General features: G+C 71.4%; 19 protein-coding genes. 12 read left to right on the forward strand and 7 right to left on the reverse strand.

Features of this window, described 5'->3' with window-relative positions; translation table 11 throughout:
* Window positions 1-178: 178 nt before the first annotated feature.
* From AC6H2I_RS00465 to AC6H2I_RS00480, 4 genes are all read left to right on the forward strand, one after another.
* The gene (locus AC6H2I_RS00465; RefSeq protein WP_497498509.1) at window positions 179-805 is read left to right on the forward strand and encodes a cold-shock protein; all 627 of its coding nucleotides are present in this window, start codon (window positions 179-181) and stop codon (window positions 803-805) included.
* A gap of 176 nt (window positions 806-981) precedes the next feature.
* Window positions 982-1,215, forward strand: coding sequence for a hypothetical protein (locus AC6H2I_RS00470; protein ID WP_497498510.1), 234 nt, complete (start codon window positions 982-984; stop codon window positions 1,213-1,215).
* A 165-nt stretch (window positions 1,216-1,380) separates the two neighbouring features.
* Complete coding sequence (locus tag AC6H2I_RS00475) at window positions 1,381-1,692, forward strand: Gas vesicle protein V (protein WP_497498511.1); 312 nt, start codon at window positions 1,381-1,383, stop codon at window positions 1,690-1,692.
* An 85-nt stretch (window positions 1,693-1,777) separates the two neighbouring features.
* The gene (locus AC6H2I_RS00480; RefSeq protein ID WP_497498512.1) at window positions 1,778-2,728 is read left to right on the forward strand and encodes a lipid kinase; all 951 of its coding nucleotides are present in this window, start codon (window positions 1,778-1,780) and stop codon (window positions 2,726-2,728) included.
* 61 nt (window positions 2,729-2,789) lie between these two features.
* Here AC6H2I_RS00480 and AC6H2I_RS00485 read toward each other — a convergent pair whose 3' ends face one another.
* Window positions 2,790-4,742 carry a TonB-dependent receptor plug domain-containing protein gene (locus AC6H2I_RS00485; RefSeq protein ID WP_497498513.1) on the reverse strand — a complete coding sequence of 651 codons (1,953 nt, stop codon included), beginning with the start codon at window positions 4,740-4,742 and terminating at the stop codon, window positions 2,790-2,792.
* Window positions 4,743-4,791: 49 nt separating this feature from the next.
* Window positions 4,792-5,325 carry a YfiR/HmsC family protein gene (locus tag AC6H2I_RS00490; RefSeq protein WP_497498514.1) on the reverse strand — a complete coding sequence of 178 codons (534 nt, stop codon included), beginning with the start codon at window positions 5,323-5,325 and terminating at the stop codon, window positions 4,792-4,794.
* Window positions 5,326-5,720: 395 nt separating this feature from the next.
* Here AC6H2I_RS00490 and AC6H2I_RS00495 point away from each other — a divergent pair, with 395 nt between their 5' ends.
* On the forward strand, window positions 5,721-6,320 hold the full coding sequence (locus AC6H2I_RS00495; protein WP_497498515.1) for a hypothetical protein: 600 nt from the start codon (window positions 5,721-5,723) through the stop codon (window positions 6,318-6,320).
* 40 nt (window positions 6,321-6,360) lie between these two features.
* Here AC6H2I_RS00495 and AC6H2I_RS00500 read toward each other — a convergent pair whose 3' ends face one another.
* The 3 genes from AC6H2I_RS00500 to AC6H2I_RS00510 form a co-directional block, all read right to left on the reverse strand.
* Window positions 6,361-8,064 carry a methyl-accepting chemotaxis protein gene (locus AC6H2I_RS00500; protein ID WP_497498517.1) on the reverse strand — a complete coding sequence of 568 codons (1,704 nt, stop codon included), beginning with the start codon at window positions 8,062-8,064 and terminating at the stop codon, window positions 6,361-6,363.
* A gap of 63 nt (window positions 8,065-8,127) precedes the next feature.
* Window positions 8,128-8,670: a YfiR/HmsC family protein gene (locus tag AC6H2I_RS00505; protein WP_497498518.1), complete on the reverse strand. Its 543-nt coding sequence runs from the start codon at window positions 8,668-8,670 to the stop codon at window positions 8,128-8,130.
* Between the two features lie 63 nt (window positions 8,671-8,733).
* On the reverse strand, window positions 8,734-10,710 hold the full coding sequence (locus AC6H2I_RS00510; protein WP_497498519.1) for a TonB-dependent receptor plug domain-containing protein: 1,977 nt from the start codon (window positions 10,708-10,710) through the stop codon (window positions 8,734-8,736).
* A gap of 1,019 nt (window positions 10,711-11,729) precedes the next feature.
* Here AC6H2I_RS00510 and AC6H2I_RS00515 point away from each other — a divergent pair.
* The 7 genes from AC6H2I_RS00515 to AC6H2I_RS00545 all read left to right on the forward strand — a co-directional run bounded on the left by AC6H2I_RS00515 (window position 11,730) and on the right by AC6H2I_RS00545 (window position 18,546).
* On the forward strand, window positions 11,730-13,268 hold the full coding sequence (locus AC6H2I_RS00515; protein WP_497498998.1) for an aldehyde dehydrogenase: 1,539 nt from the start codon (window positions 11,730-11,732) through the stop codon (window positions 13,266-13,268).
* A gap of 135 nt (window positions 13,269-13,403) precedes the next feature.
* A complete protein-coding gene (locus tag AC6H2I_RS00520; RefSeq protein WP_497498520.1) occupies window positions 13,404-14,174 on the forward strand; it encodes a FadR/GntR family transcriptional regulator in 771 nt (256 codons plus the stop codon).
* A gap of 49 nt (window positions 14,175-14,223) precedes the next feature.
* On the forward strand, window positions 14,224-15,219 hold the full coding sequence (locus AC6H2I_RS00525; RefSeq protein WP_497498521.1) for a TRAP transporter substrate-binding protein: 996 nt from the start codon (window positions 14,224-14,226) through the stop codon (window positions 15,217-15,219).
* Between the two features lie 127 nt (window positions 15,220-15,346).
* Window positions 15,347-15,835: a TRAP transporter small permease gene (locus AC6H2I_RS00530; protein WP_497498522.1), complete on the forward strand. Its 489-nt coding sequence runs from the start codon at window positions 15,347-15,349 to the stop codon at window positions 15,833-15,835.
* A gap of 22 nt (window positions 15,836-15,857) precedes the next feature.
* Window positions 15,858-17,132 (forward strand): TRAP transporter large permease, encoded by a 1,275-nt coding sequence (locus AC6H2I_RS00535; RefSeq protein WP_497498524.1) that lies wholly within the window; start codon window positions 15,858-15,860, stop codon window positions 17,130-17,132.
* A 24-nt stretch (window positions 17,133-17,156) separates the two neighbouring features.
* The gene (gene rpiB / locus AC6H2I_RS00540; protein ID WP_497498525.1) at window positions 17,157-17,603 is read left to right on the forward strand and encodes a ribose 5-phosphate isomerase B; all 447 of its coding nucleotides are present in this window, start codon (window positions 17,157-17,159) and stop codon (window positions 17,601-17,603) included.
* 4 nt (window positions 17,604-17,607) lie between these two features.
* A complete protein-coding gene (locus AC6H2I_RS00545) occupies window positions 17,608-18,546 on the forward strand; it encodes a PfkB family carbohydrate kinase (RefSeq protein ID WP_497498526.1) in 939 nt (312 codons plus the stop codon).
* Here AC6H2I_RS00545 and AC6H2I_RS00550 read toward each other — a convergent pair whose 3' ends face one another.
* On the reverse strand, window positions 18,547-20,580 hold the full coding sequence (locus AC6H2I_RS00550) for a serine/threonine-protein kinase (RefSeq protein ID WP_497498528.1): 2,034 nt from the start codon (window positions 20,578-20,580) through the stop codon (window positions 18,547-18,549).
* A complete protein-coding gene (tagF, locus tag AC6H2I_RS00555) occupies window positions 20,567-21,244 on the reverse strand; it encodes a type VI secretion system-associated protein TagF (RefSeq protein WP_497498529.1) in 678 nt (225 codons plus the stop codon). The genes AC6H2I_RS00550 and tagF overlap by 14 nt, the downstream gene beginning before the upstream one ends.
* Window positions 21,245-21,254 lie beyond the last annotated feature (10 nt).

The raw sequence follows: 21,254 nt of genomic DNA on the forward strand, positions 1-21,254 counted from the left end.
GCCGCTGGACCCGGCCGGTGTCCCCGCCGGCGCCGTTTCGGCGGACCATTTGGGGGGGCACTTCGGCGGCGTCTGTCCGCCCGAATTTTTTCCGCGGTGCGGCATTGCCGCGGAGCCCGGCAAGGGCGATCTCTTGAAGTGACGCAGAGGTTGATCCAGCCGGACACGCCGCACCACCATGCCCCCGCAGACACCGCCGCGCCAGACACCGCCACGCCACATCTACCGCCAGCAAACGGTGGTGGCCACCGCCGTCCAGGCCACCGTGAAGTGGTTCGATCCGGCGCGCGGCTTCGGCTTCGTCCACACCGGCGACGGCGCGGCCGACGCCCTGCTGCCGGCGGCGGCGGTGCGCGCCTCCGGCCATGACCGGCTGCCCGACGGCGCCACCGTCGTGGTCGACCTGGCCGAGGGGCGCAAGGGCACCCAGGTCGCCACCATCCATTCCGTCGATCTGTCGACCGCGCGCCCGGCCGCCACGCCGCCGCGGCCGGAACGCCCTGAGCGGCGGCCGGACCACCGCGAGCGCCCGCCGCGCCCCCCGCGGGGCGAGCGGCCGGCGCCCCACCCGCGCGAGGCGGGACCTCCGGGTCCGACGACGGACGTCGACGGGACCGTGCGCTGGTACAACGCCGGCAAGGGCTACGGCTTCGCCACCCCGGACGACGGCGGCCGTGACGTCTTCATTCACGCCCGCGCCCTGGAGCGCGCCGGTCTGCGGGCGCTGGACGAGAACCAGCGCGTCCACCTCACCGTGCGGCAGGGCGAGAAGGGTCCGGAAGCCGTGGCCGTCAGCCTCGCGTGAGCCCCGCCCGGGCCGACCCGTTCGCGGGGCGGCCCCACCTTCGGGGGGCAGGCGGGCGGCGGCGGTCGATGCGGCCGCCACCGGGCACGCGGCGCCGGTCACACGCCGCCGGCCTTGATCGTCCCCCGTCCCCTGTGCCACAGGGACGGGCCCCTGCCCCGCCGCCCGGAGCGACCATGTTCAAGCACTACAAGATCCACTTCAGCCGGCCCCCTGTGCGGCCCGGCCGATCCGAACGCGACGCCATCGTCGCCCAGCTCAAACGCTTCGTGTCGGAGAACGGCATGGTGGGCGACCTCCACGCCGTCCATCCCGCCGCCGCCTTCGGCATCGTGGAGGTGCGCTGCACCGAACGGCTGGCCCGCCGGCTGTCCGACATGGCCGAGGTGGAGACCATCCTGGAGGTCTGATTGCCCACGGCGTCGGCACCGCGAGCCCACCAACGCGGCACCGCAGGCTACCGAAATGTGTCCGCACTCCCCATGTCTATCCCTTACGCCTCCGTGCGACGGCGCAGGCCCGCCCGCGTGGCGGCCGGCACCACGGGCCCAAGAGCAGCGAACGGGAGGATCGACGTGAGCAAATTCGAGGATCGGGCGTTCCGGGTCGGCAAGCGGCGCACCAGCCTGGCCGAGATGAAGGGGCAGCTGGTCAGGTTGCGCCAGGATCTCGAGCAGATCGCCGCCCGCAACCCGCAGGGCGCCGTCGTGGCCCCCCTGCGCCAGCGCATCCGTGCCCTGGAGGGCGAGATCGCCGAGGCCGAGGCCGACAAGGCGCGCAACCGGCCGCTGCCCCGTGACGAGGCCGACGGCGACGACCCGGCCACGGCGCGCAGCCCGGTGCGCTCCACCGCCGGGCACTTCCCGCCGCGCGGCCGGACGGGCTGACGACCACGGCCGGGGAACCCCGGCCGTCTGGCGGCGTTGGCACCGTGCCGCCCCTGCCGGGCGGGATGGAGAAGGAGCCGACGCCATGACCATCGCCGCGGATTGCCGGCCGACCGACGCGACCGGAGCGGCCCGGCCGCGCCGCGCCCTCATGGTCGTCAACCGCCACGCCCGCAACGGCGGGACGGCGATGGATGGCGTGCTGGAGGCGCTGCGCGACGGCGGTCTGGCGGTCGACGAGCGCGAATGCCCCAAGAAGCAGCCGATCCCCGACTTCATCCGGGAGCAGGCCGCGGGCTATGACTGCGTCGTCGTCGGCGGTGGCGACGGCACCCTCAACGCGGTCGCGCCGGTGCTGCGCGACACCGGGCTCACCCTCGGCGTGCTGCCGCTGGGCACCGCCAACGACCTCGCCCGGTCCCTGGGCATCCCGCCGGACCCGGTGGAGGCGGCCCGCGTCATCGTCGCCGGCCATGCCCACACGGTCGACCTCGGCGAGGTCAACGGCCGCCTCTTCTGGAACGTCGCCAGCCTGGGTATGAGCGTCGACCTGGCGCGCGAGCTGTCGACGTCGCTGAAGCGCCGATGGGGCCGCTTCGGCTACGCCGTGGCGGGCGTCCGCATCCTGCGCCGCATGCGCCCCTTCACCGCCCAGATCGTCACCCCGGAGGGCAGCCGGCGCGTCCGGACGGTGCAGATCGCCGTCGGCAACGGGCGGTACTATGGCGGCGGCATGACGGTCGCCGCCGACGCCAGTCTCGACGACGGGCTGCTGCACGTCTACAGCCTGGAGATCAACCACTGGTGGGAGTTGATCCCGCTGCTGCCGGCCTTCTGGACCGGCCGCCACGGCGAGCGCAGCGACGTCCGCGCCTTCGCCTGCTCGCGGGTCGAGATCCGCACCCGGCGGCCGCGCAGCGTGAACACGGACGGCGAGGTGTCCACCCGCACCCCCGCCGTCTTCCGCGTGCTGCGCAACGCCGTCACGGTCTACACCCCGCCCCAGGGGCCGCCGGGGGCGCTGGAGTCGGTTTAGCCGGACTGGCGCGGCCGGAGGGCGCCCGCCCCCCGGTCGCGCCGCGCACGGCGACGGCCGATCAGAAGCTGGCCGACAGGCTGAGGAACACCCGCCGCTCCTCGGCCGGCTGGGACACCAGGCGGGCCTCGGCCTGGGTGACGTTCATGCCGGTCAGGGCGAGCTGGATCCCGTCGGTGATCTCATAGCCGACGCGGGCGCCGACGTAGAGATAGTTCGGGACGCTGATGGGCGCCGCCGTCGCGGAGGTCTGGTAGCTCACCTCCGACACGTACTGGCCGAACAGGTTGGCCTCCCACGGGCCGTGGGCGTAGCCGAGTTCCGCCGACACCTTGTGCTGGGGCTGGGCATCCTCGAAGTTCTGGTTCGATGCGGGGTCCAGGTCATCGACGATGCGCTCGTAGGCGTAGCCGACGCGCCACGACCAGTCCGTCCCGATGCGCCCCTTCAGCTGCGCATCCAGGCCGACGGCCTTGGAGTCACCCATGTTGTCGTAGACCGAGATGGACGGCGAGGTGCTGTAGACGCGGGCGAACGACTTCAGGTCGGAGTTGGTCTGGTAGTAGACCGAGGCCCGGAAGCCGCCGCCGATCCCGGCGATGGCGCGGTCGTAGCCGAGCTCGTAGTTCATCACGATGCTGGGCTCGATCTCGGGGTTGCCGTAGCGCCAGCTGGTGCCGCCGATCGACTGCAGGACCGAGTACTCGAACAGGGCCGGCGCCTGGATGCCGCGGGCCACCGAGGCGCGGAAGGTGTCGACGTCGGTCGCCTTGTAGACCAGGCCGCTGTTGAAGCTGAACTCGGTCAGGCTGCGATCGTAGTCCTCGTTGGAGTAGGGGGCCGGGCCCACGAAGGTGCCGGTGCGCTCCAGGCGCAAGTGGTCGACGCGGCCGGCGTTGACCACCGAGAGGTGGTCCGTGATCGCCCAGTCCCACATCGCCCCGCCGGAGTAGACGTCGTAGGAGATGGTGCCGTTGTGGATCGGCGTGCTGTCCAGGCTGTTGTGGCGGTATTCGGCCGACAGGCGGATGCTGTGATCCGTGCCGATCTTGAAGAGATCCTGCAACTGCGCCACCGTGACCACGTTCTTGTAGTCAAGGACGTTGACGATGTCCATGTCGAGCTGGTTGCGGTAGAGGGTCGCCGTCAGCAGGCCGATCGAGGTGTTGGCGTTGATGGTGGCCTTGGCCGACATGGTGTCGTAGTTGCTGGGGAGCATGCCGTAGAGCGAGCGCTCCGACATCTCCGCGTGCATGTTCGTGAACTCGGCGCCGAACACCACGTCGTCGGTGATCTTGTACCGGCCGTCGACGCTGAGGGAGCGGCGGAGCGGCTCGCGCGAGGTGCTGTCGCTGGGCCGGCCGGCGGTGTCGAACTCGTCGGTGTTGAGGCCGCCGGCCGACAGGCGCACCGCGCCGCGCTCGCCGAGCTTCAGCGTGGCCACGCCCGAGACCTCACGGTGGTTCTGCGTGCCGACCCGGGCGGTGACGTTGTTCACATCGTCGTTGAGCGGGTCGAAGGTGACGATGTTGACGACGCCGGCCACGGCGTTGAAGCCGAACAGCGCGGTGCTCGGGCCCTTGACCACCTCGATCTGGCGGACCTCCGCCATCTCCACGGGGATGGCGTACCAGGGCGTGTAGCCGAGGTGGTCGGCGTACACCTGGCGCCCGTTCACCAGCACCAGAAGGCGCGGCGTGCGTCCGCCGTTGTAGCCGCGCACGGCGACGTCGGCCGACGCGACGCCCCAGCGCGCGACGTCGAGGCCGACCACCCGCTGCAGGACGTCGGTCAGGTTCGCCGCCCCGCTGCGGCGGATCTCCTGGGCGGAGATGATCTCCATGTTCACCGGGGCGTCGCTGACGCGCTGCGGCTTGCCGGTGGCGCTGGTGGTCACCGGCTCGCCGAAGAGCTGCTCGAGCGAACCGTAGTCGATGGACTGTGCGGACGCCGGCAGGCTCAGAGCGGCAGCCGCCACGGCGCCCAGGGCACCGGCACGAAGGGTTGTCAACATTGCGGATGTCCTCGGGGGATGTCGGAGAGGATGGAAGGGACGGATCGGGTCAGAGTTCGGTGATCATCATGCGGAAGGCCGGAGCGAAGCCGACGGAGGAGGCTTCGGCCGCCGCCTTGTTCACCAGGATCTCGACCTTGGGCTCGCTCCTGACGCCCATGACGCACTTGCCGCTCTGGACGCACCCGGTGTCGGCCGACACGCTGAGCAGCTTCTTGGCTTTGGTCGCGGCGAAGATGCGGTCGTGCTGGGCGGCCAGGCCGCCCGCCACGAAGGCGACGGACACGCCGTCGAGCCCGCTGTCGAGCTGGCCCACCGGCACCAGCACCGGCACCAGGGTCGCCGAGCCGACGGCGAGACCAGCCCCGAGGATGCCGTTGATGCCGTCGGCATCCTTCTGCGATTCGGCGACACCGGGATCGAAGATCACGGCCACCTTCACGCTGCCCGACAGGGGCGGCACGGTGAAGCCGAACGTCTTGGCGGCGACTTGGATGTCCTTGGCGCCGACCTCGGCCAAGGCCGCCTGCCCGGCGCACAGGACGATGGCGGCCGCGGCGGCGGCGGTGAACGAGCGAATCATCGGACCCTCGGTCTTTTTGGTTGTGCTTGGTGGGTGGGTGAAGAGCCGCGCCTGCGGCCCGGCGTCCGCAGAGAACGACGGCTCCATGCAAGGAGCCAGGACAAGACGTAATTACTCAAACAAATTCATCGGAACTCTTGGTCATATCCCTATAGTGATGGAAGTAAATTCCGTCAAATGCATTTATGTGGTTTGAGAATTTATTTTTTTGATAGCACACAAAGTGTAAACTATACTTTGTTTCATGATTTGGATAATTGTCTAAGGCAAGGTTTGATCGAATCCGTCCAGCCCGACGGACACCCGGCGGCGGAACGATTGTCCACGTTTTGTTAACCATGGCGTGCGTCTATGCCCATCCGGTTCACGGTTCTGCAACAAGGAGCCCGCAGCGGATGACGGACATCGCCGACCCCCACGGTCCCCATGGACAGGGGCCCAGCCGCCCCAACCTCTCCTGCGCCGGCGTCCGCGCCCGCGCCGCCAAGGCGCTGGCCGGACGGATCGTGGAGGCGCTGGCCGCCCTCGGTGCCGCGGTGACGGCGGAAGAGGCCGCGTCCCGCCTGATCGGCGTCACCAACGTCCATCGCGACGGGCCCGCCATCGCGGATGCGATGGCGCGCCAGGGTGCGCAGCCGGCCAGCCCGGCGCTCGTCGAAGTGCTCGACGACTTCCGCTTGGAGATGCTGCGGGCCCACGACGCGCTTGTGGCCGAGTGGGTCGCCCGGTGCGGAATCCGCCCCCTGCTGGGGGTCGGCGACGCGGTTCGGGTGACCACCAACGACCGGTCCTGGCGGCGGGTGACGGTGGAGGGCGAGATCGTCGGCGTCGACCTGGTCCACGCCCGGTATCGCGTGCATTCCCCGGCGCTGGGGCATGGCGCCGGCGGGAACGCCCCCGCAGCCCGTGCCATTCCCTTCGAAGACGTTCAGCCCGCGGGCGACGCCGCGGGGACCGCCGATGCGGCCCCGCGGCCCCTGCCGGCCGCCGCGTGACACCGGCGCGGCAGCGCGCCGCCGCGCCGCCGCCCCCGCGTCACGCCCGCACCCGGGCCAGGAAGGCGTCGACCTCGGTCTCCAGCGAGCTGGAGTGGCTGCTCAGCTCCTGCGCGGCGGTGAGCACGTTGTCGGCGCTCGTGCCCACGGTGCGGGCGGCGTCGCGGACGTCAGCGATGGTGTGCGACACCGCGCCGCTGCCGGCCGCCGCCTGCTGGATGTTGCGGCTGATCTCGTGGGTCGCCGCGGCCTGCTGCTCCACCGCCGCGGCGATGCCGCCGGCGATGGCGTCCATGCGCTCGATGGTTTCGCCGATCATCCGGATCGCCTCGACCGATTCCTTGGTCCGGGCCTGGATGGCGCCGATCTGCCCGCTGATCTCCTCGGTGGCGCGGCCGGTCTGGCTCGCCAGGCTCTTGACCTCGCTGGCGACCACGGCGAAGCCCTTGCCATACTCGCCGGCCCGCGCCGCCTCGATGGTGGCGTTGAGCGCCAGCAGGTTGGTCTGCCCGGCGATGCCGTGGATCATGGCGACGATGTCGCCGATGCGCATGGCCGTCTCCGCCAGTTCGGCGATGATCCGGTCGGTGTGCCGGGCACGCTCCACGGAATCCCGTGCGATGGCCGCGGCGTCCGACACCTGGCGGGCGATCTCGCCGATCGAGGCGGTCATCTCCTCCACGGCCGTGGCCACGGTGGCGACGTTGGCGGTCACCTCCTCGCCGGACTGGGCCACCTCGCTGGACCGCTGGTAGGCGCCGTCGGCGCTCTCGCGCATTCCCGCCGCGCTCTGCTTGAGGCCGGCCGAGGCCGCGGAGACGGCGTGGACGACCCGGCGGACCTGGGCCTCGAAGCTGTCGGCGAGATCGGCCAGGGCGCGCCGCTTCTCGGCCTCGCTCTCCTGGCGCAGCCGCTCCTGGTCGGCCTGCATGTCACGGACCTTGACGATGTTCTCGCGGAACACGCCGAGGGAGTCGACGATCGCCCCCAACTCGTCGCGCCGCCGCAGGCGGTCGATCCGGATGTCGGCGTCGCCACGGGCCAGCGCCAGGGTGGCGCCGGCGATGCGGCCGATCGACCCCGCGGTGCTGCGTCCGATGAGCCAGGCGACGAGCGCGACGGCGATGGCCGCCGACACCACGACCCCCAGGAAGACGGCCTCGCTGCGCTGGGCGTCGGCGGCGGCGGCGGCGGCACGGCTGCGCGAGTCGGCGGCGGTGTCGGCGACCACGCCACCGATCAGCGCGGACAGGCGGGTGAAATTCTCCTCGAACGGCGCCATGAACGACACCACGCTGGCGAAGTCGAGTTCGAGCATGGCGGCCACGAAGGCGGTGGCCTCCTTGTACTTGTTCAGTTCGCCGACCACCTCGTCGATCTGCGGCGCCTGCGCCGGCGTGGCGAACGTGTCGCGGTAGGCGCCGAGCTCGGTGACGATCGCGTCGACGCGGCCCTGCAGCGCGCCGATGGCGGTCGCCACATCGATGCCCTCCTGGGCGGCCTGCTTGGTCATCACCCGGAACAGGTCGCCGTTCACCGCCTGCACCCGGGCGGCCACGTCGGACAGCCGGATGGCCCCTTCGAGGTTGCGCTCCACGATGGTGCGGCTGCTGTCCACCTGATGGCCGAGGCTCGCCGCGCCGAACCAGGCCATCGCGCCCATCAGCGCGACGGCGACGCCCGGCGCGATGACGAACTTCAGCGTGAAGCCGAGATTCGACAGCTTCAGTCGTTCAAAAGCCATTCCTCTTGCCCTCTTCTTAGGCCGTTGGACGGGGGCCGGCCGTGCCGCCCCCGCCGGCTGGCCTCACAGTTCGGTGATCATCATCCGGAACGCCGGCGCGAAGGAGACCGCCGAGGCCTCGGCCGCCGCCTTGTTCACCAGGATCTCGACCTTGGGATCGCTCTTGACACCCATCACGCAGCGCCCGCTCTGCACGCAGGCCGTGTCGGTGGAGACGCTGAGCAGCTTCTTCGCCTTGGTGGCGGCGAAGATGGCATCCTGATGGGCGGCCAGACCGCCGGTCACGAAGGCGACGCTGGCGCCGTCCAGGCCGGCGTCGAGCTGGCCCACCGGCACCAGCACCGGCACCAGGGTGGATGCGCCGACCGCCAGACCGGCCCCGAGAATGCTCTTCATCTGGTCCGCCTCGACCTGGGACGCGGCGACGCTGGCGTCGAAGATGACGGCGACCTTGATGGTCCCGCTGAGCGGCGGGACCGTGAACCCGAAGGTCTTGGCGGCAACCTGGATATCCTTGGCGCCGACATCGGCCAGGACCGGCTGCCCGGCTCCCAGGATGGCGGCGACGGCGACGGCGCCGATTCCGGTGATGATGGAGCGAAGCATCGTACTCGCGACCCTTGTTTGTTTGTCCGGGGAAAGACCGCGCCGCGCTGCGGCGCGGCACCGTCAGAAGCTTGCGGACAGCGTCAGAAAGACGCGGCGCTCCTCGGCCGCGAAGGGCGTGAGCCGGGCGGTGTCCTGGAGGATGTTCTGGCCGGTCACGGCGAGGCGCACGTTCTCGGTCACGTCGTAGCCGATGCTTCCAGCCAGCATGAAGTAGTCGGGCACATCGACCATCCGGCTGCCGGAGCCGGACGGCGACGCGCGCAGCCCCTCCGTCGCCGAGGCGTAGAGGCCGAACAGGTTGGCCGACCACGCCCCGTGGCGGTAGTCGAGCTCGGCGGACAGCTTGTGCTGCGGGGTGGCGTCCTGGAAGCTGAAGGTCGTGGTGCCGGCGTCCAGGTCATCGTTGATGGCCTGGAACGCGTAGCCGACCTTCCAGCCGAAATCCGTGCCGACCCGACCCTTCAGCGAGGTCTCGAAGCCGACGCTGCGCGAGTCGCCCATGTTCTGGAACTGGACCACCGGACGGCGGTTCACCAGGAACGCCTGGGTGCGGAACAGCAGGTCCTCGTTGGTCTGGTAGAAGACCGACGCCCGGAAGGCCCCGCCGATCTCCTCGATGGTGCGGTCGTAACCCAGCTCGTAGTTGGTGACGAGGGTCGGGTTGAGAGCGGGGTTGCCGTAGATGGTGGCGGTCGGGCTCGCCTGCATGATGCCGTAGTCGAGCATGCTGGGCACCTGCACGCCGCGGCCGATCATGAAGCGGACGGTGTCGACCGCGGACAGCTTGTAGACGACGCCGCCGTTGTAGCTCACCTCCGTCAGGTTCTGGTCGAAGCTGTCGTTCGTGTAGGGCGTGGTCCCGGTGAAGCTGCCGGTGCGGCTGAGGCGCAGGTGGTCGACGCGCACGGCGTTGACCAGCGACAGCTGATCGCTGATCGCCCAGTCCCACATGCCGCCCGCCGAATAGACGTCGTAGGACACCTCGCCGCCGCTGTCGGGCTGGCTGTTCATCTCGTTGCGGCGGAACTCGGCCGACAGGCGGACGCTGTGGTCCGTTCCGATCTTGAAGAGGTCCTGCAGCTTGGCGACCGTCACCGTGTTGTTGATGTCGTAGTTCGGCGTCAGGTTGATGTTCGCCCCGTTGCGGTAGAGCGATGCCTCGAGCAGGCCGATGGACGTGCTGCCGGAGTAGGACGCCTTGGCCGACCACGTGTCGTACTCGGACGCGCCGTAGAGGTTCGTGGCGGCGCGGGGTTCGAAGCGCTCCAGGGTGCTCTTGGTGACCTCGACGCCGACCTGATGGCCGGGGGCGATCTCACCCAGGGCGTCCATCGAGAAGGTCCGCCGCTGCGGGTTGATGCGGACGCTCTCCTCGCTGCGATTGACAGCGGTGTCGAACTCGTCGGCGTCGAAGCCGCCGGCCGACAGGCGGACGGCGAGCTTGTCGGTCAGCTTGGCGGTGCCGACCGCCGACAGCTCGCGGAAGTTCTGGGTGCCGTAGCGGGCGGTGACGCTGTTGACGGAATCGTACAGCGGGTTGAAGGTGACGATGTTGACCACGCCGCCGACCGCATTGAACCCGAAGAGCGCCGTGTTGGGACCCTTCACCACCTCGATCTGGCGGATCTCGGCGAGCTGCACAGGAATGGCGCTCCATGCCGTCATGCCGTAGTGGTCGAGATAGACCTGGCGGCCGTTCACCAGCACCAGCAGGCGCGGGCTGTAGGGCTGGTTGTAGCCGCGCACGCTGACGTCGGTGGCGTCCATGCCGGTGCGCATGACGTCGAGGCCGACCACCCGCTGCAGGATGTCGGGCAGGCTGGCCAAGCCGGACTGCTTGATGTCCTGGGCGGAGATGATCTCCATGGCGGCGGGCACTTCACTGGCCCGCTGCGGCTTTCCGGTGGCGCTGGTCGTCACAGGCTCGCCGAAGAGTTGCTCAAGCGCGCCGTAGTCGATGGTCTGCGCGCGCGCCGAAGCGCTGGCGGAAACGGCCGCCACCGTGCACAGCAGGCCGGCGAACAGTGATTTGTACATGTCAGTCCTCGAGTTCTCGATGGCGGCTTCGCCCGTCGGGAAGCCCGGTGGTGGCAGGGTCGGACGCGTTTCGCGTCCGGGGTGGGGGGGCGGCCCGGCCGGCGGACCGCCGTGCCCTCCGCGCCGACGGCGACCGGCGTCACCCGGCGTGCGTTGCGCGATGGACATTCGTTGATTGGAGATCTGGCGGCGTCGGGACGTCCGATCACCGCCTGGACGGTGTCGTCGCCACGGCATTCTTGGCGCCACATGGCGTCTTTGGTGCCAATCCGCCCCGAAATCCTAGGCCATTACAGCAATAACACAAAGAACGAGCCAGAACTTCTTAAGGCAACTCCTTCGACAATCATTTTGATAATCATTTTCACAATTTTTTCTCTGAAGACTCAGACAACACGCCGCGCCATACTTACGACGAAATTCAGTACACATCGGCATCGCGCCGGTCAACTCAATTGCTTAGTTAACATAAGTTTGACAATTGGTTGCAGAGTAGTAAACGTGGATTCCTGTTTTTTGTTTGTGTCTAGTGTATTGCTTGTTTGTTTTCGGGCTGCCGACTAAATATTTCGGTCAGAGCGAAACGATGTTATCGGTCGCGGCGACCCGAACCCCGTCAAATTGGGACAAAACCAATGCGTCCCAGAGGGTTGCGGGGAATCGGTTCGCATACCAGGGTATGTCTCCGGTCGCCCCGCTGACTCCGGGCGACGGCGCCGCCCGGGCATCGGATCGCCCGGGCCGGCGTCGACGGGCGGGGAGGCGCGGCGCGGCCGACGCGCGGATCTCTTCGGCACCGTTGCGAACGCGCAACACCCGGGAGGCCCGGCCCGGCGCCGGCCATCATCCCCGCGCGCGCCGCGCGTCGCCATCCATTCGCGCGCCGCGCGTCACCATCCATTCGCGCGCCGCGCGTCACCATCCCTTGTGCCCCCCTCCGGCCCGGCGGCATGATGCCCGGGCACCGACGCCCGGGACACCGACGCCCGGGCACAACAAGGACGGCACCGATGACCGCCATGACCCCCGCCGCCCCTTCCGGCACCCGCGCACCGGCGACCTGGCACGCCCGCGCCAAGGCGCTGCGCATCCGCGATCGCGCCTTCATCGACGGGCGCTTCGTGGACGCGATCGCCGGGCGCACTTTCGCCGCCGTCAGCCCCATCGACGGCCGCATCCTGGCCGAGGTGGCGGAGTGCGCGGAGGAGGACGTGGACGCCGCCGTCCACGCCGCCCGCGCCGCCTTCGAGGACGGCCGCTGGCGCCGCCTCGCCCCGGCGCGGCGCAAGGCGACGCTGCTGGCGTTCGCCGCCCTCATCGAGGCCAACGCCGAGGAGCTGGCGCTGCTCGAGACGCTCGACATGGGCAAGCCCATCGCCGACAGCCTGGCCGTCGACGTGCCGGCCACCGCACGCTGCTACCGCTGGTACGCCGAAGCCGTCGACAAGATCTACGACGAGGTCGCGCCCACCGGGCCGGAGAACCTGGCGCTGGTGACCCGCGAGCCGCTGGGCGTGGTCGGCGCCGTGGTGCCCTGGAACTTCCCGATGATCATGGCGGCGTGGAAGGTCGCCCCGGCGCTGGCCGCCGGCAACTCGGTGGTGCTGAAGCCGGCGGAGCAGTCGCCGCTGACGGCGCTGCGCCTGGCCGAACTGGCGGCCGAGGCCGGTCTCCCCGATGGCGTCTTCAACGTCGTGCCGGGGTTCGGCCCGGTGGCCGGCAAGGCGCTGGGCCTGCACGGCGACGTGGACGGCGTGTTCTTCACCGGCTCCACCGAGACCGGCAAGCTGTTCCTGCAGTATTCCGGGCAGTCCAACATGAAGCGGGTCGGGCTGGAATGCGGCGGCAAGACCCCGCACATCGTGCTCGACGATTGCGGCGACCTGGACGCCGCCGCCGAGGCCGCGGCGTCCGGGATCTTCTTCAACCAGGGCGAAATGTGCACCGCGGGCTCCCGCCTCATCCTGCACAAGGCGGTGCGCGACCGGGTGCTCGACCGGGTGGTGCGGCACGCCGAGACCTATGTCCCCGGCGACCCGCTCGACCCGGAGACCCGGATGGGCGCCCTGGTGGACGAGACCCACACCATGCGGGTGCTCGGCTACATCCACGTCGGACGCGAAGAGGGGGCACGGGTCGTCACCGGCGGCGAACGCGTCCGCCAGGAGACCGGGGGCTGCTACGTCCAGCCCACGGTGTTTGACGGTGTCGACAACGCCATGCGCATCGCCCGCGAGGAGATCTTCGGCCCGGTGCTGTCGGTGATCACGGTCGAGGACACGGCCGAGGCCGTGCGGGTCGCCAACGACTGCCCCTTCGGCCTGGCCGCCGCGGTGTGGAGCGACAACGTCAACACCGTGCACGCGGTGTCGCGGGCGCTGCGGTCCGGGGTGGTCTACGTCAACTGCTTCGACGCCGACGACATCACCACCCCGTTCGGCGGCTACAAGCAGTCGGGAATCGGCCGCGACAAGTCGCTGCACGCCCTCGAGAAGTACACCGAGCTGAAGACCACCTGGCTGCGCCTTCGCCCCCCTGCGCCACGCGCGTCGGCTTAAGGCGCAGGCAGCCAGCGCCCGCGGAACGGGCATCCGGCGCACAGGATCCGGGCATTTTCCGTCGACGGCGCGCTGCGCCGTTGACGCCGGACGGTTGGCGTGATGAACTGGTCAGACCACGGCAAGGTCAGTTAGATGGTCGTCGTCACGCGCACCGAAGGCACCAACGGGGACGGGCTGCGCGCCTCGGACAAGGTCTTCGCCTTCTTCCGCGACAAGCTCCTGAACGGGGAGCTGAAGCCGGGCGACCGGCTGCTGGGGGAACGCGAGCTGGCGGCGGCGCTGGACGTCAGCCGGCCGCTGCTGCGGGAGACGCTGCGCTCGCTGGCGATGCTGGGGTTCCTCGACATCCAGCACGGCCGCGGCACCGTGGTGCGGCACGCCGACCTGGCGGTGCTGCGGGATTTCTTCACCTTCTGCCTGGCCCAGCAGCCCGACATCCTGGAGGACGTCATGCAGGGCCGCATCGCCATCGAATGCCAGGCGATCCGCCTGGCGTGCGAGCGCGCGACGGAGCGCGACCTGACCCAGATCCAGGGCACGCTGGACGCCATCATGGCGACCCTGGACGACCCGGCGCGCGGTGGCGAGGCCGATTTCCGCTTTCACTGGAGCATCGTCCAGGCCAGCCACAGCAGCGTGCTGGCCACCATGTACGAGGCGATCTCCGACCTGCTGCTGCGCTCCCACGTGCAACGCCGCCGGGTGACCACCCCCATCGACGGCATTCGCGACTATCTCGCCGACGCGCACCGGGAGGTGTTCCTGTCGCTGCTCCGACGCGACGCCGACGAGGCGGAGCGCAAGCTGCGCGAGCACTTCGCCATCGGCGACGCGTTCCGGCGGCGCAGCATCATCGCCGCCTACCGGGACGCCCCGGCCACCGGAGTCCCGACACCACCGTGACAACGTCACCACCGCAACGAAGACAGCCCCAACGAGGGAGGAAACACCCATGACGGTCATCAACAGGTTCACGTCGCTGTGCGCCGGCGCCCTGGCGGCCACCGCGCTCACGCTGGGCGGCGCCGCCGCCAAGGATCTGCGCTACGCCCATGTCGGCGCCGAGGGCGACGTCCAGACCCGCTACGCCGAGGAGGCCGCCACGGCCATCGCCGAGGCCACGGACGGCCGCGTCACCGTGAAGGTCTTCCCCGCCAGCCAGCTGGGCGGCGTGGCGGAGATGGTGGACGGCATCCGCATGGGGTCGATCTCCATGGGCCATCACGACTTCGCGTCGCTCGCCCGCGTCGTGCCGGAGGTCGCGGTGTTCAACGCGCCCTTCATCTACCGCGACGCCACGCACGCCCTGCACGCCACCGATCCGGACTCCCCGGCGGTCGCCGCCATCAACGCCAAGCTGGTCGAGCAGGGCGGGGTGCGCATCATCGGCCGCATCTACCGTGGCGCCCGCCACATCTCCGCCACCTTCCCGGTGAGGTCGCCGGCCGACCTCGCCAACAAGCCGTTCCGCGCCGTGCCGCTGGAGCTGTGGGTCTCCATGGTCAAGGGGTTCGGCGCCATCCCCACCCCGGTCGAGGTGGCCGAGCTGCCGACCGCGCTGATGACCGGCCTGGTGGTCGGCCAGGAAAACCCGCTGACCATGATCAACGCCAACAAGCTCTACGAGGTGCAGTCGCACATCTCGCTGACCGGCCACATGCATTCCGTGCTGGCCGTGTTCATCAACGAGGAGATCTGGCAGGGCCTGCCGGAGGCCGACCGCGCCGCCATCAAGGCCGCGCTCGACCGCAAGGCCGAGGAGTCGCTGGCATGGGCGACCGAGGCCGAAACCACCCTGGTGGGCGAGCTGAAGGGCAAGGGCGTCACCTTCGTCACCGCCGACACCGGCCTCGACCTGGCGGCCTTCAAGCAGTCGGTGCTGGCCCAGGTCTCCAAGGACTTCCCGGCCTGGGACAGCTACATCAAGCAGATCGACGCGGTGCAGTGACCGGACGCCCCGACCCGGGGCATCGCACCCGCGCGCCGCGCGGTCACCGGACCCGCCCCTCCCCCCATGCGGGGGAGGGTGCGGGCGGCGGTGGCCGCCGGCGTCTCACCCGCCCGGAACCGCTGCCATGACCACCCTTCTCACCCGGCTGCTCAACGCCCTGGCCGTGTGCCTGCTGTTCGGGCTGGTGCTCGTCCCGTCGCTCCAGATCGTCGCCCGTGGCATCGGCCTGCCCTTCGTCGGCGCCGAGGAGCTGACCCGCTTCCTCCTCATCTGCCTCGTGTTCTCCGGGTTTCCCCTGGTCGTCGCGGCCGGGGAGAACATCGCCATGGGCGAGCTCAAGGCGGCGGTGTCGCCCGGCGCGCGCCGCGCCATCGAGGCGGTGATTGCGCTGGCCGCCGTCGCGGTGTCGCTGTTCGTCGCCTGGGCCACCTGGAGCACGGCGTTCAAGTACATGAGCAACGCCACGCCCACCTTGAAGATTCCGTTCTGGCTGTTCCTGTCGGCCACCTTCCTCGGCTTCGCCGGGGCGGCCCTGGTCCACCTGCGCCACCTCGTGCGGCCGCCGGCGGAGCCGGCCCGCGACGCCGCCGCCACCCCCGCCGCCGACCCCTAACCGGACCAGGGAGAGCCGTGCCATGGGCACCATCATGCTGGCGAGCTTCCTCGTCCTCTTCGTCGCCGGATTCCCGGTGGTCTACACCATCCTGCTGCCGGCCGCCGCCTACATCGTCTGGGAGGACCTGCCCTTCGGGCTGCTGGCCCAGCGCATCACCTACGCCCTCGACAGCTTTCCGCTGGTCGCTGTGCCGCTGTTCATCTTCGTCGGCAACCTCATGAACCTGTCCGGCATCACCGACCGCATCTTCCGCTTCGCCGACACCCTGGTGGGCCGCGTGCCGGGCGGGCTGGCCCAGGTCAACATCTTCTCCAGCCTGATCTTCTCCGGCATGTCCGGGGCGGCGCTGGCCGATGTCGGCGGGCTCGGCCGCATCGAGATCGCGGCGATGCGGCAGAGGGGATTCCCGGCGCCGTTCGCGGCCGCCGTGACCGCCTCGTCGGCGGTGGTCGGCCCGATCTTCCCACCCTCCATCCCGCTGATCGTCTACGGCTCGGTGACCAGCGTCTCGATCGTCCAGCTGCTGATCGCCGGCATCGTCCCGGCCCTCATCTGCGTCGCCCTGCTGATGGTGACGGCGGCCCTGATCGCCCTGGCCCGGGGCTTTCCCCGGGCACCGCGCTGGCCCGGCTGGCGGGCGGTGTGGCGGGACCTGCTCCCCGCCCTGCCCGCCCTGCTGGCCCCGGCGCTGATGATCGCCGGCATGCTGTCCGGCCTGTTCACCCCGACCGAGGCGGCGGCGGTCACCGTGGTCTACGTCATCGCCGTCGGCTTCCTCTACTACCGCGAGATGACGCTCGCCCACCTGCTGGGCGCCGCCCTGGTCACCGCGCGCAACACCAGCGCCATCCTCATCATCGTCGCGGTGGCCGCCCTGTTCGGCTGGATCCTGGCCGTCGAACAGATCCCCCAGGACGTCGCCCGGCTGCTGCTCGGCATCTCCACCGATCCGCTGGTGCTGCTGCTGATCGTGAACCTGCTGTTCTTCGTCGCCGGCATGTTCCTCGACAGCACCACCGCCACCCTGCTGATCGTGCCGATCATCGCCCCGCCGGTGGTCGCCGCCGGCGTCGACCCGGTGCAGCTCGGCATCGTCGCCATCTTCAACCTGATGATCGGCCTGCTGACGCCGCCCATGGGGCTGTCGCTCTTCCTCATCTGCGACATCGCCAAGGTCTCCATGCGGGCGCTGCTGACGGCCCTGCTGCCGTTCTACGTCCCGCTGCTCGCCACCCTCGCCATCATCACGCTGTGGCCGGACCTGACGCTCTGGCTGCCCGGCCTGCTGCGCTAACCCACTCCCAAGGAGGCATCGTTCATGCGCATCGTCATCGGATCGGACCACGCCGGCTGGGTGCTGAAGCCCACGGTCGTGGAGCACCTGAAGGCGCGCGGCCACGAGGTGGTCGACGTCGGCTCCCACGACGCCACCCCCGTCGACTTCCCCGACATCGCCCAGGCGCTGGCCCGCACGCTGACCGCCGGGGGCGCCGCGCGCGGCATCCTGGTGTGCGGCACCGGCGTCGGCGCGTCGATCGCGGCCAACAAGATGAAGGGCATCCGCGCCGCCGTGTGCCACGACGTCCATTCGGCCCACCAGTGCGTGGAGCACGACGACGTCAACGTCTGCTGCATCGGCGCGCAGATCGTCGGCGCCTGGCTGGCGCTCGACCTGATCGACTCGTTCCTGGCGGCGGAGTTCTCCACCGACACCGACTTCCGCCGCCGCGTCGCCAAGCTGCACGCCCTGGAGCAGGGGACCTGACCCCGTGATCCTGGTCTTCGGCTCCCTCAACGTCGACCTCGTCGCCCGGGTGCCGGCCATCCCGCGCCCGGGCGAGACGGCCCTCGCCCCGGGCTACGCCACCACCTTCGGCGGCAAGGGGGCCAACCAGGCGGTGGCCGCCGCGCTGGCGGCGGCCCCGGGCCGCGTCGCCATGGCCGGGGCGGTCGGCGACGACGCCTTCGGGCGCGGCTGCCGCGCCAACCTCGCGGCGCGCGGCGTCGATCCCGCCGGGGTGCGGACCGTGGCCGAGCCGACCGGGTGCGCCTTCATCACCGTCGACACCGCGGGCGAGAACGCCATCACCGTGGCCGCCGGCGCCAACCGGATGGCCAGCGCCGCCGCCGTCGCCACGACCGCCCTGGCCGCGGGCGGCGTCCTGGTGCTGCAGATGGAGGTGCCGGCGGCGGAGAGCGTGGCGCTCGCCCGGCGCGCCCGGGCCGCCGGCATGCGCGTCCTGCTCAACCTCGCCCCGGCCCCGGCGGGGACCACCGCGGCGGCGCTCGGCGCGCTGCTTGGCGCGATCGACATCCTGGTGGTCAACGAGCACGAGCTGCGCACCGCCTGCGCCGCGCTGTGCCCCGCGGCCGACGGCGACCGTCCCCACGCCGCCGCCGCCGCCGCGCTCGCCGCCGCCGCCAGCGTCCTCTGCGTCGTCACCCTGGGGCCGGCGGGGGCGCTGGCGGTCGATCCGCAGGGAACGGCGACCGCCGCGCCGGCCCTGCCGGTCGACCCGGTGGACACCACCGGGGCCGGCGACGCGTTCGTCGGTGCGCTGGCCGCCGGGCTGGCGGCGGGACTCCCGCTCGACACCGCCATGCGGCGTGCCTGCGCCGGCGCGTCGCTGGCCTGCCGGGCGCTCGGCGCCCAGGCCGCGATGGCCGACCGCGCCGCCATCGACGCCGCCCTGGCCGGCGCCGCCTGATCAGTCCAGAAGCCGGCGGCGCAGGGCCGCCAGGGCCGCCGTGCGCAGGTCCGTCCAGCCCAGCTCCTCGGCCATCTCGACCAGCGCCTCGACGCGCCGGAAGGCGGCGGCGTCGCCGGACGGGGCGGCGGCCGCCGCCGCGGCCAGCAGGGCGCTGGTCCCGGCGTAGAGCTCCTGGGTGAGCGCGGCCATGGCCGCGGCCACCCCCTCGCCGCGCAGCCGCGTGGCGAAGGCGTACAGCTTCCCCAGCGTCTTCAGCCGTCCGGCGAAGGTCGGCGCGTCCTCCCCCGCCGCCAGCCCGGCCGCCAGCCCGTCGACCGTGCGCAGGGCCAGGCGCCGCGCGAGGGCGACGAACTCCGCCACCATCTGCTGGCCGACGGCGCGGTGGCGCCGCGTGTCCTCGCCCCCCTCCAGCAGGCGGCCGGCGATGGACAGCAGCTCCTCCACCTGGGCCAGCACCAGGGCGACGGCGAAGCGTGCGGCGGCGGCATCCCCGCCGGGGTCGCCATCACCATCGCCGCGTTCGGCGCCATCGCCGCGCTCGGCGCGGTCCAGCGCGTCGCGCAGGATGGCGTTGACCTTGCGCATGGCCTGGTTGGCGAACAGCACCAGGCTGCCGCGGGCGCTGCGCAGGGCGCGCTCCGCCTCCAGCACCTCCAGGGCGTGCAGCAGCACGTCCAGGCGCAGGAAATCGGCCGACAGCAGGGTCAGGTCCGGCTCGTCCCCGGTCATCAGCAGGCGGTTCAGGCGGTCGGTGTAGAGCACCAGCGCCTCCTGCACGTCGTCGACCACCGCGTCGACGGCGACGGCGGCCTCCGCGGCGCCCCCCAGGAGGGCGGCGGCGCCGCGCAGCGTGGCCAGCAGGCGCACCAGCAGCATCCAGTCGGTGCGCACCGCACCCGGCACCGCGCCCGGGGCCGGCATGCCCGCCGCCACCAGCGCCGCCACCGCCACGACGCCCCCGTCGACCACCGCGCCGCGCATGGCGCGGCGGTCGTCGGGGGACGGGGTTCCCTGGGCGGCCGCCGCGAACCACCCGTCCAGCAACCCCATGATCTCGGCCAGCGTGCGCTCGCTCAGCGGCGTCCCGGCGACCGCGCCGATGCGCTCGCGCAGGCCACCGGCGGCATCGGCCGCCGCCGGCCCGCCGGCCGGGCCGCCGGAGCGCGCCGCGGCCGCCGGGACGACCATGGTGGCGTCGCCGTCGAGGGACGCCGCGGCGCGCTCCAGCGCCGCCAGGAACGCCGCCGCGTCGGCGTGGCGGTGCGCCGGGTCCTTGGCCAGCGCGGTCATCACCACCGCGCCCAGGGCCGGCGGCAGCCAGGGCGCGGCGACCGAGAGCGGCGGCGGGTCGTCGAACAGGATCTGCTGCATCACCGTGGCGACGGCGCCGGAAAAGGGCCGGCGGTTCGCCAGCAGGGCGTACAGCACCACGCCGACCGAGAACAGGTCGCTGCGGTGGTCCGCCGGCAGGCCGCGCAACAGCTCCGGCGCCATGTAGGCCGGGGTGCCCAGCAGGTCGCCGGGAATGGTGAGGTCGGAGGACGGCACGTGGGCGATGCCGAAATCCATCACCTTGGGCCGCAGCGCGTCGTCGACCATGATGTTGGCGGGCTTGATGTCGCGGTGGACCACGCCCTGGCCATGGGCGTAGGCCAGCGCGCCGAGAACGGCCACGGTCAGGGCCACCGCCGCCTCCGGCGCAAGGCCGCCGGCCGCCATCCGCTCCTTGAGGTCGCGCCCGGACGCCAGCTCCATGGCAAGGAAGGGGCAGCCCAGCCATTCCCCGTGGTCGAGCACGCGGACGACGTGGGGATGGACGAGGCGGCGCCCGATCTCCGCCTCGCGGCGGAACCGCGCCAGGGCGACCGCCCGCTCGGCCGAGGCCAGCAGCTCGCCGCGCAGCAGCTTCACCGCCACGGTGCGGCCGTCGGCAGCGGCGGCGCGGTAGACGACGCTCATGGCGCCCTCGCCGAGCGCCGCCTGCACGCGGTAGGGGCCGATGACCCGCGGCGTGGTGTCAGGGAGACTCATTCCCTTCGGTGTCCTGCTCGAGATCCTGCCAGCCCCACCGGCTCCAGCCATTGTCCAGGAAGGCGGCAAAGCGTTCGCCGGTGGGCAGGCCACGGCAGGCGACCAGCGACGGCGCCACCCAGTGGCCGCCGCGCGACCACCACAGGGTGGGCCGCTCCGGCAAGCGCCCCACCATCGCCTCCAGCCTCTCCCGGTGCAAGGGGTTCCCGGTCGCCGGCCGCTCCGCCAGGGGCCGCGGCAACGCCGCCACCGCCGCGACGATGGCGTCGAGATCGCCGAGATCGCCCCGCACCGCCGCCAACGCGGCCGCCTCGGCGCGCGCGTACCAGGCGGCGGCGGCGTGCGGCGCGCGCAGCGCATCGGCGGGCTCCTCCAGCGCGGCGGCCAGGGTGAAGGGATAGAGCCGGCCGACCCGGTCGGCGCTGGGCACCAGCACGCCGGCCACCGCCCGCCCGCCGCACAGGCCGGCGTCCAGCGCGAAGCGCCACACCGGGCTGGCCGCGAACAGCCGGTCCCACGCCGCGCCCAGGACCATCCGGCTCTCCACCAGCGCGGCGCGCACCCAGCCGTCCCAGGGATCGACGAAGGCCCCGGGCAACCCATGCTGGACGAAATCGCCGCGCCGCGGCAGCTTGCCGTGGAAGCCGGGGCCGAAGGGGGGCATCGCCGTGGCG

This window comes from Azospirillum sp. NS33 (assembly GCF_059703765.1).

Bases quoted from the DNA above. Each gene is read 5' to 3' on its own strand.
- AC6H2I_RS00465 (WP_497498509.1), top strand. From the start codon at position 179: ATGCCCCCGCAGACACCGCCGCGCCAGACACCGCCACGCCACATCTAC.
- AC6H2I_RS00470 (WP_497498510.1), top strand. From the start codon at position 982: ATGTTCAAGCACTACAAGATCCACTTCAGCCGGCCCCCTGTGCGGCCC.
- AC6H2I_RS00480 (WP_497498512.1), top strand. From the start codon at position 1,778: ATGACCATCGCCGCGGATTGCCGGCCGACCGACGCGACCGGAGCGGCC.
- AC6H2I_RS00485 (WP_497498513.1), bottom strand. From the start codon at position 4,742: ATGTTGACAACCCTTCGTGCCGGTGCCCTGGGCGCCGTGGCGGCTGCC.
- AC6H2I_RS00490 (WP_497498514.1), bottom strand. From the start codon at position 5,325: ATGATTCGCTCGTTCACCGCCGCCGCCGCGGCCGCCATCGTCCTGTGC.
- AC6H2I_RS00495 (WP_497498515.1), top strand. From the start codon at position 5,721: ATGACGGACATCGCCGACCCCCACGGTCCCCATGGACAGGGGCCCAGC.
- AC6H2I_RS00500 (WP_497498517.1), bottom strand. From the start codon at position 8,064: ATGGCTTTTGAACGACTGAAGCTGTCGAATCTCGGCTTCACGCTGAAG.
- AC6H2I_RS00505 (WP_497498518.1), bottom strand. From the start codon at position 8,670: ATGCTTCGCTCCATCATCACCGGAATCGGCGCCGTCGCCGTCGCCGCC.
- AC6H2I_RS00510 (WP_497498519.1), bottom strand. From the start codon at position 10,710: ATGTACAAATCACTGTTCGCCGGCCTGCTGTGCACGGTGGCGGCCGTT.
- AC6H2I_RS00515 (WP_497498998.1), top strand. From the start codon at position 11,730: ATGACCCCCGCCGCCCCTTCCGGCACCCGCGCACCGGCGACCTGGCAC.
- AC6H2I_RS00520 (WP_497498520.1), top strand. From the start codon at position 13,404: ATGGTCGTCGTCACGCGCACCGAAGGCACCAACGGGGACGGGCTGCGC.
- AC6H2I_RS00525 (WP_497498521.1), top strand. From the start codon at position 14,224: ATGACGGTCATCAACAGGTTCACGTCGCTGTGCGCCGGCGCCCTGGCG.
- AC6H2I_RS00530 (WP_497498522.1), top strand. From the start codon at position 15,347: ATGACCACCCTTCTCACCCGGCTGCTCAACGCCCTGGCCGTGTGCCTG.
- AC6H2I_RS00535 (WP_497498524.1), top strand. From the start codon at position 15,858: ATGGGCACCATCATGCTGGCGAGCTTCCTCGTCCTCTTCGTCGCCGGA.
- rpiB (WP_497498525.1), top strand. From the start codon at position 17,157: ATGCGCATCGTCATCGGATCGGACCACGCCGGCTGGGTGCTGAAGCCC.
- AC6H2I_RS00550 (WP_497498528.1), bottom strand. From the start codon at position 20,580: ATGAGTCTCCCTGACACCACGCCGCGGGTCATCGGCCCCTACCGCGTG.
- tagF (WP_497498529.1), bottom strand. From the start codon at position 21,244: ATGCCCCCCTTCGGCCCCGGCTTCCACGGCAAGCTGCCGCGGCGCGGC.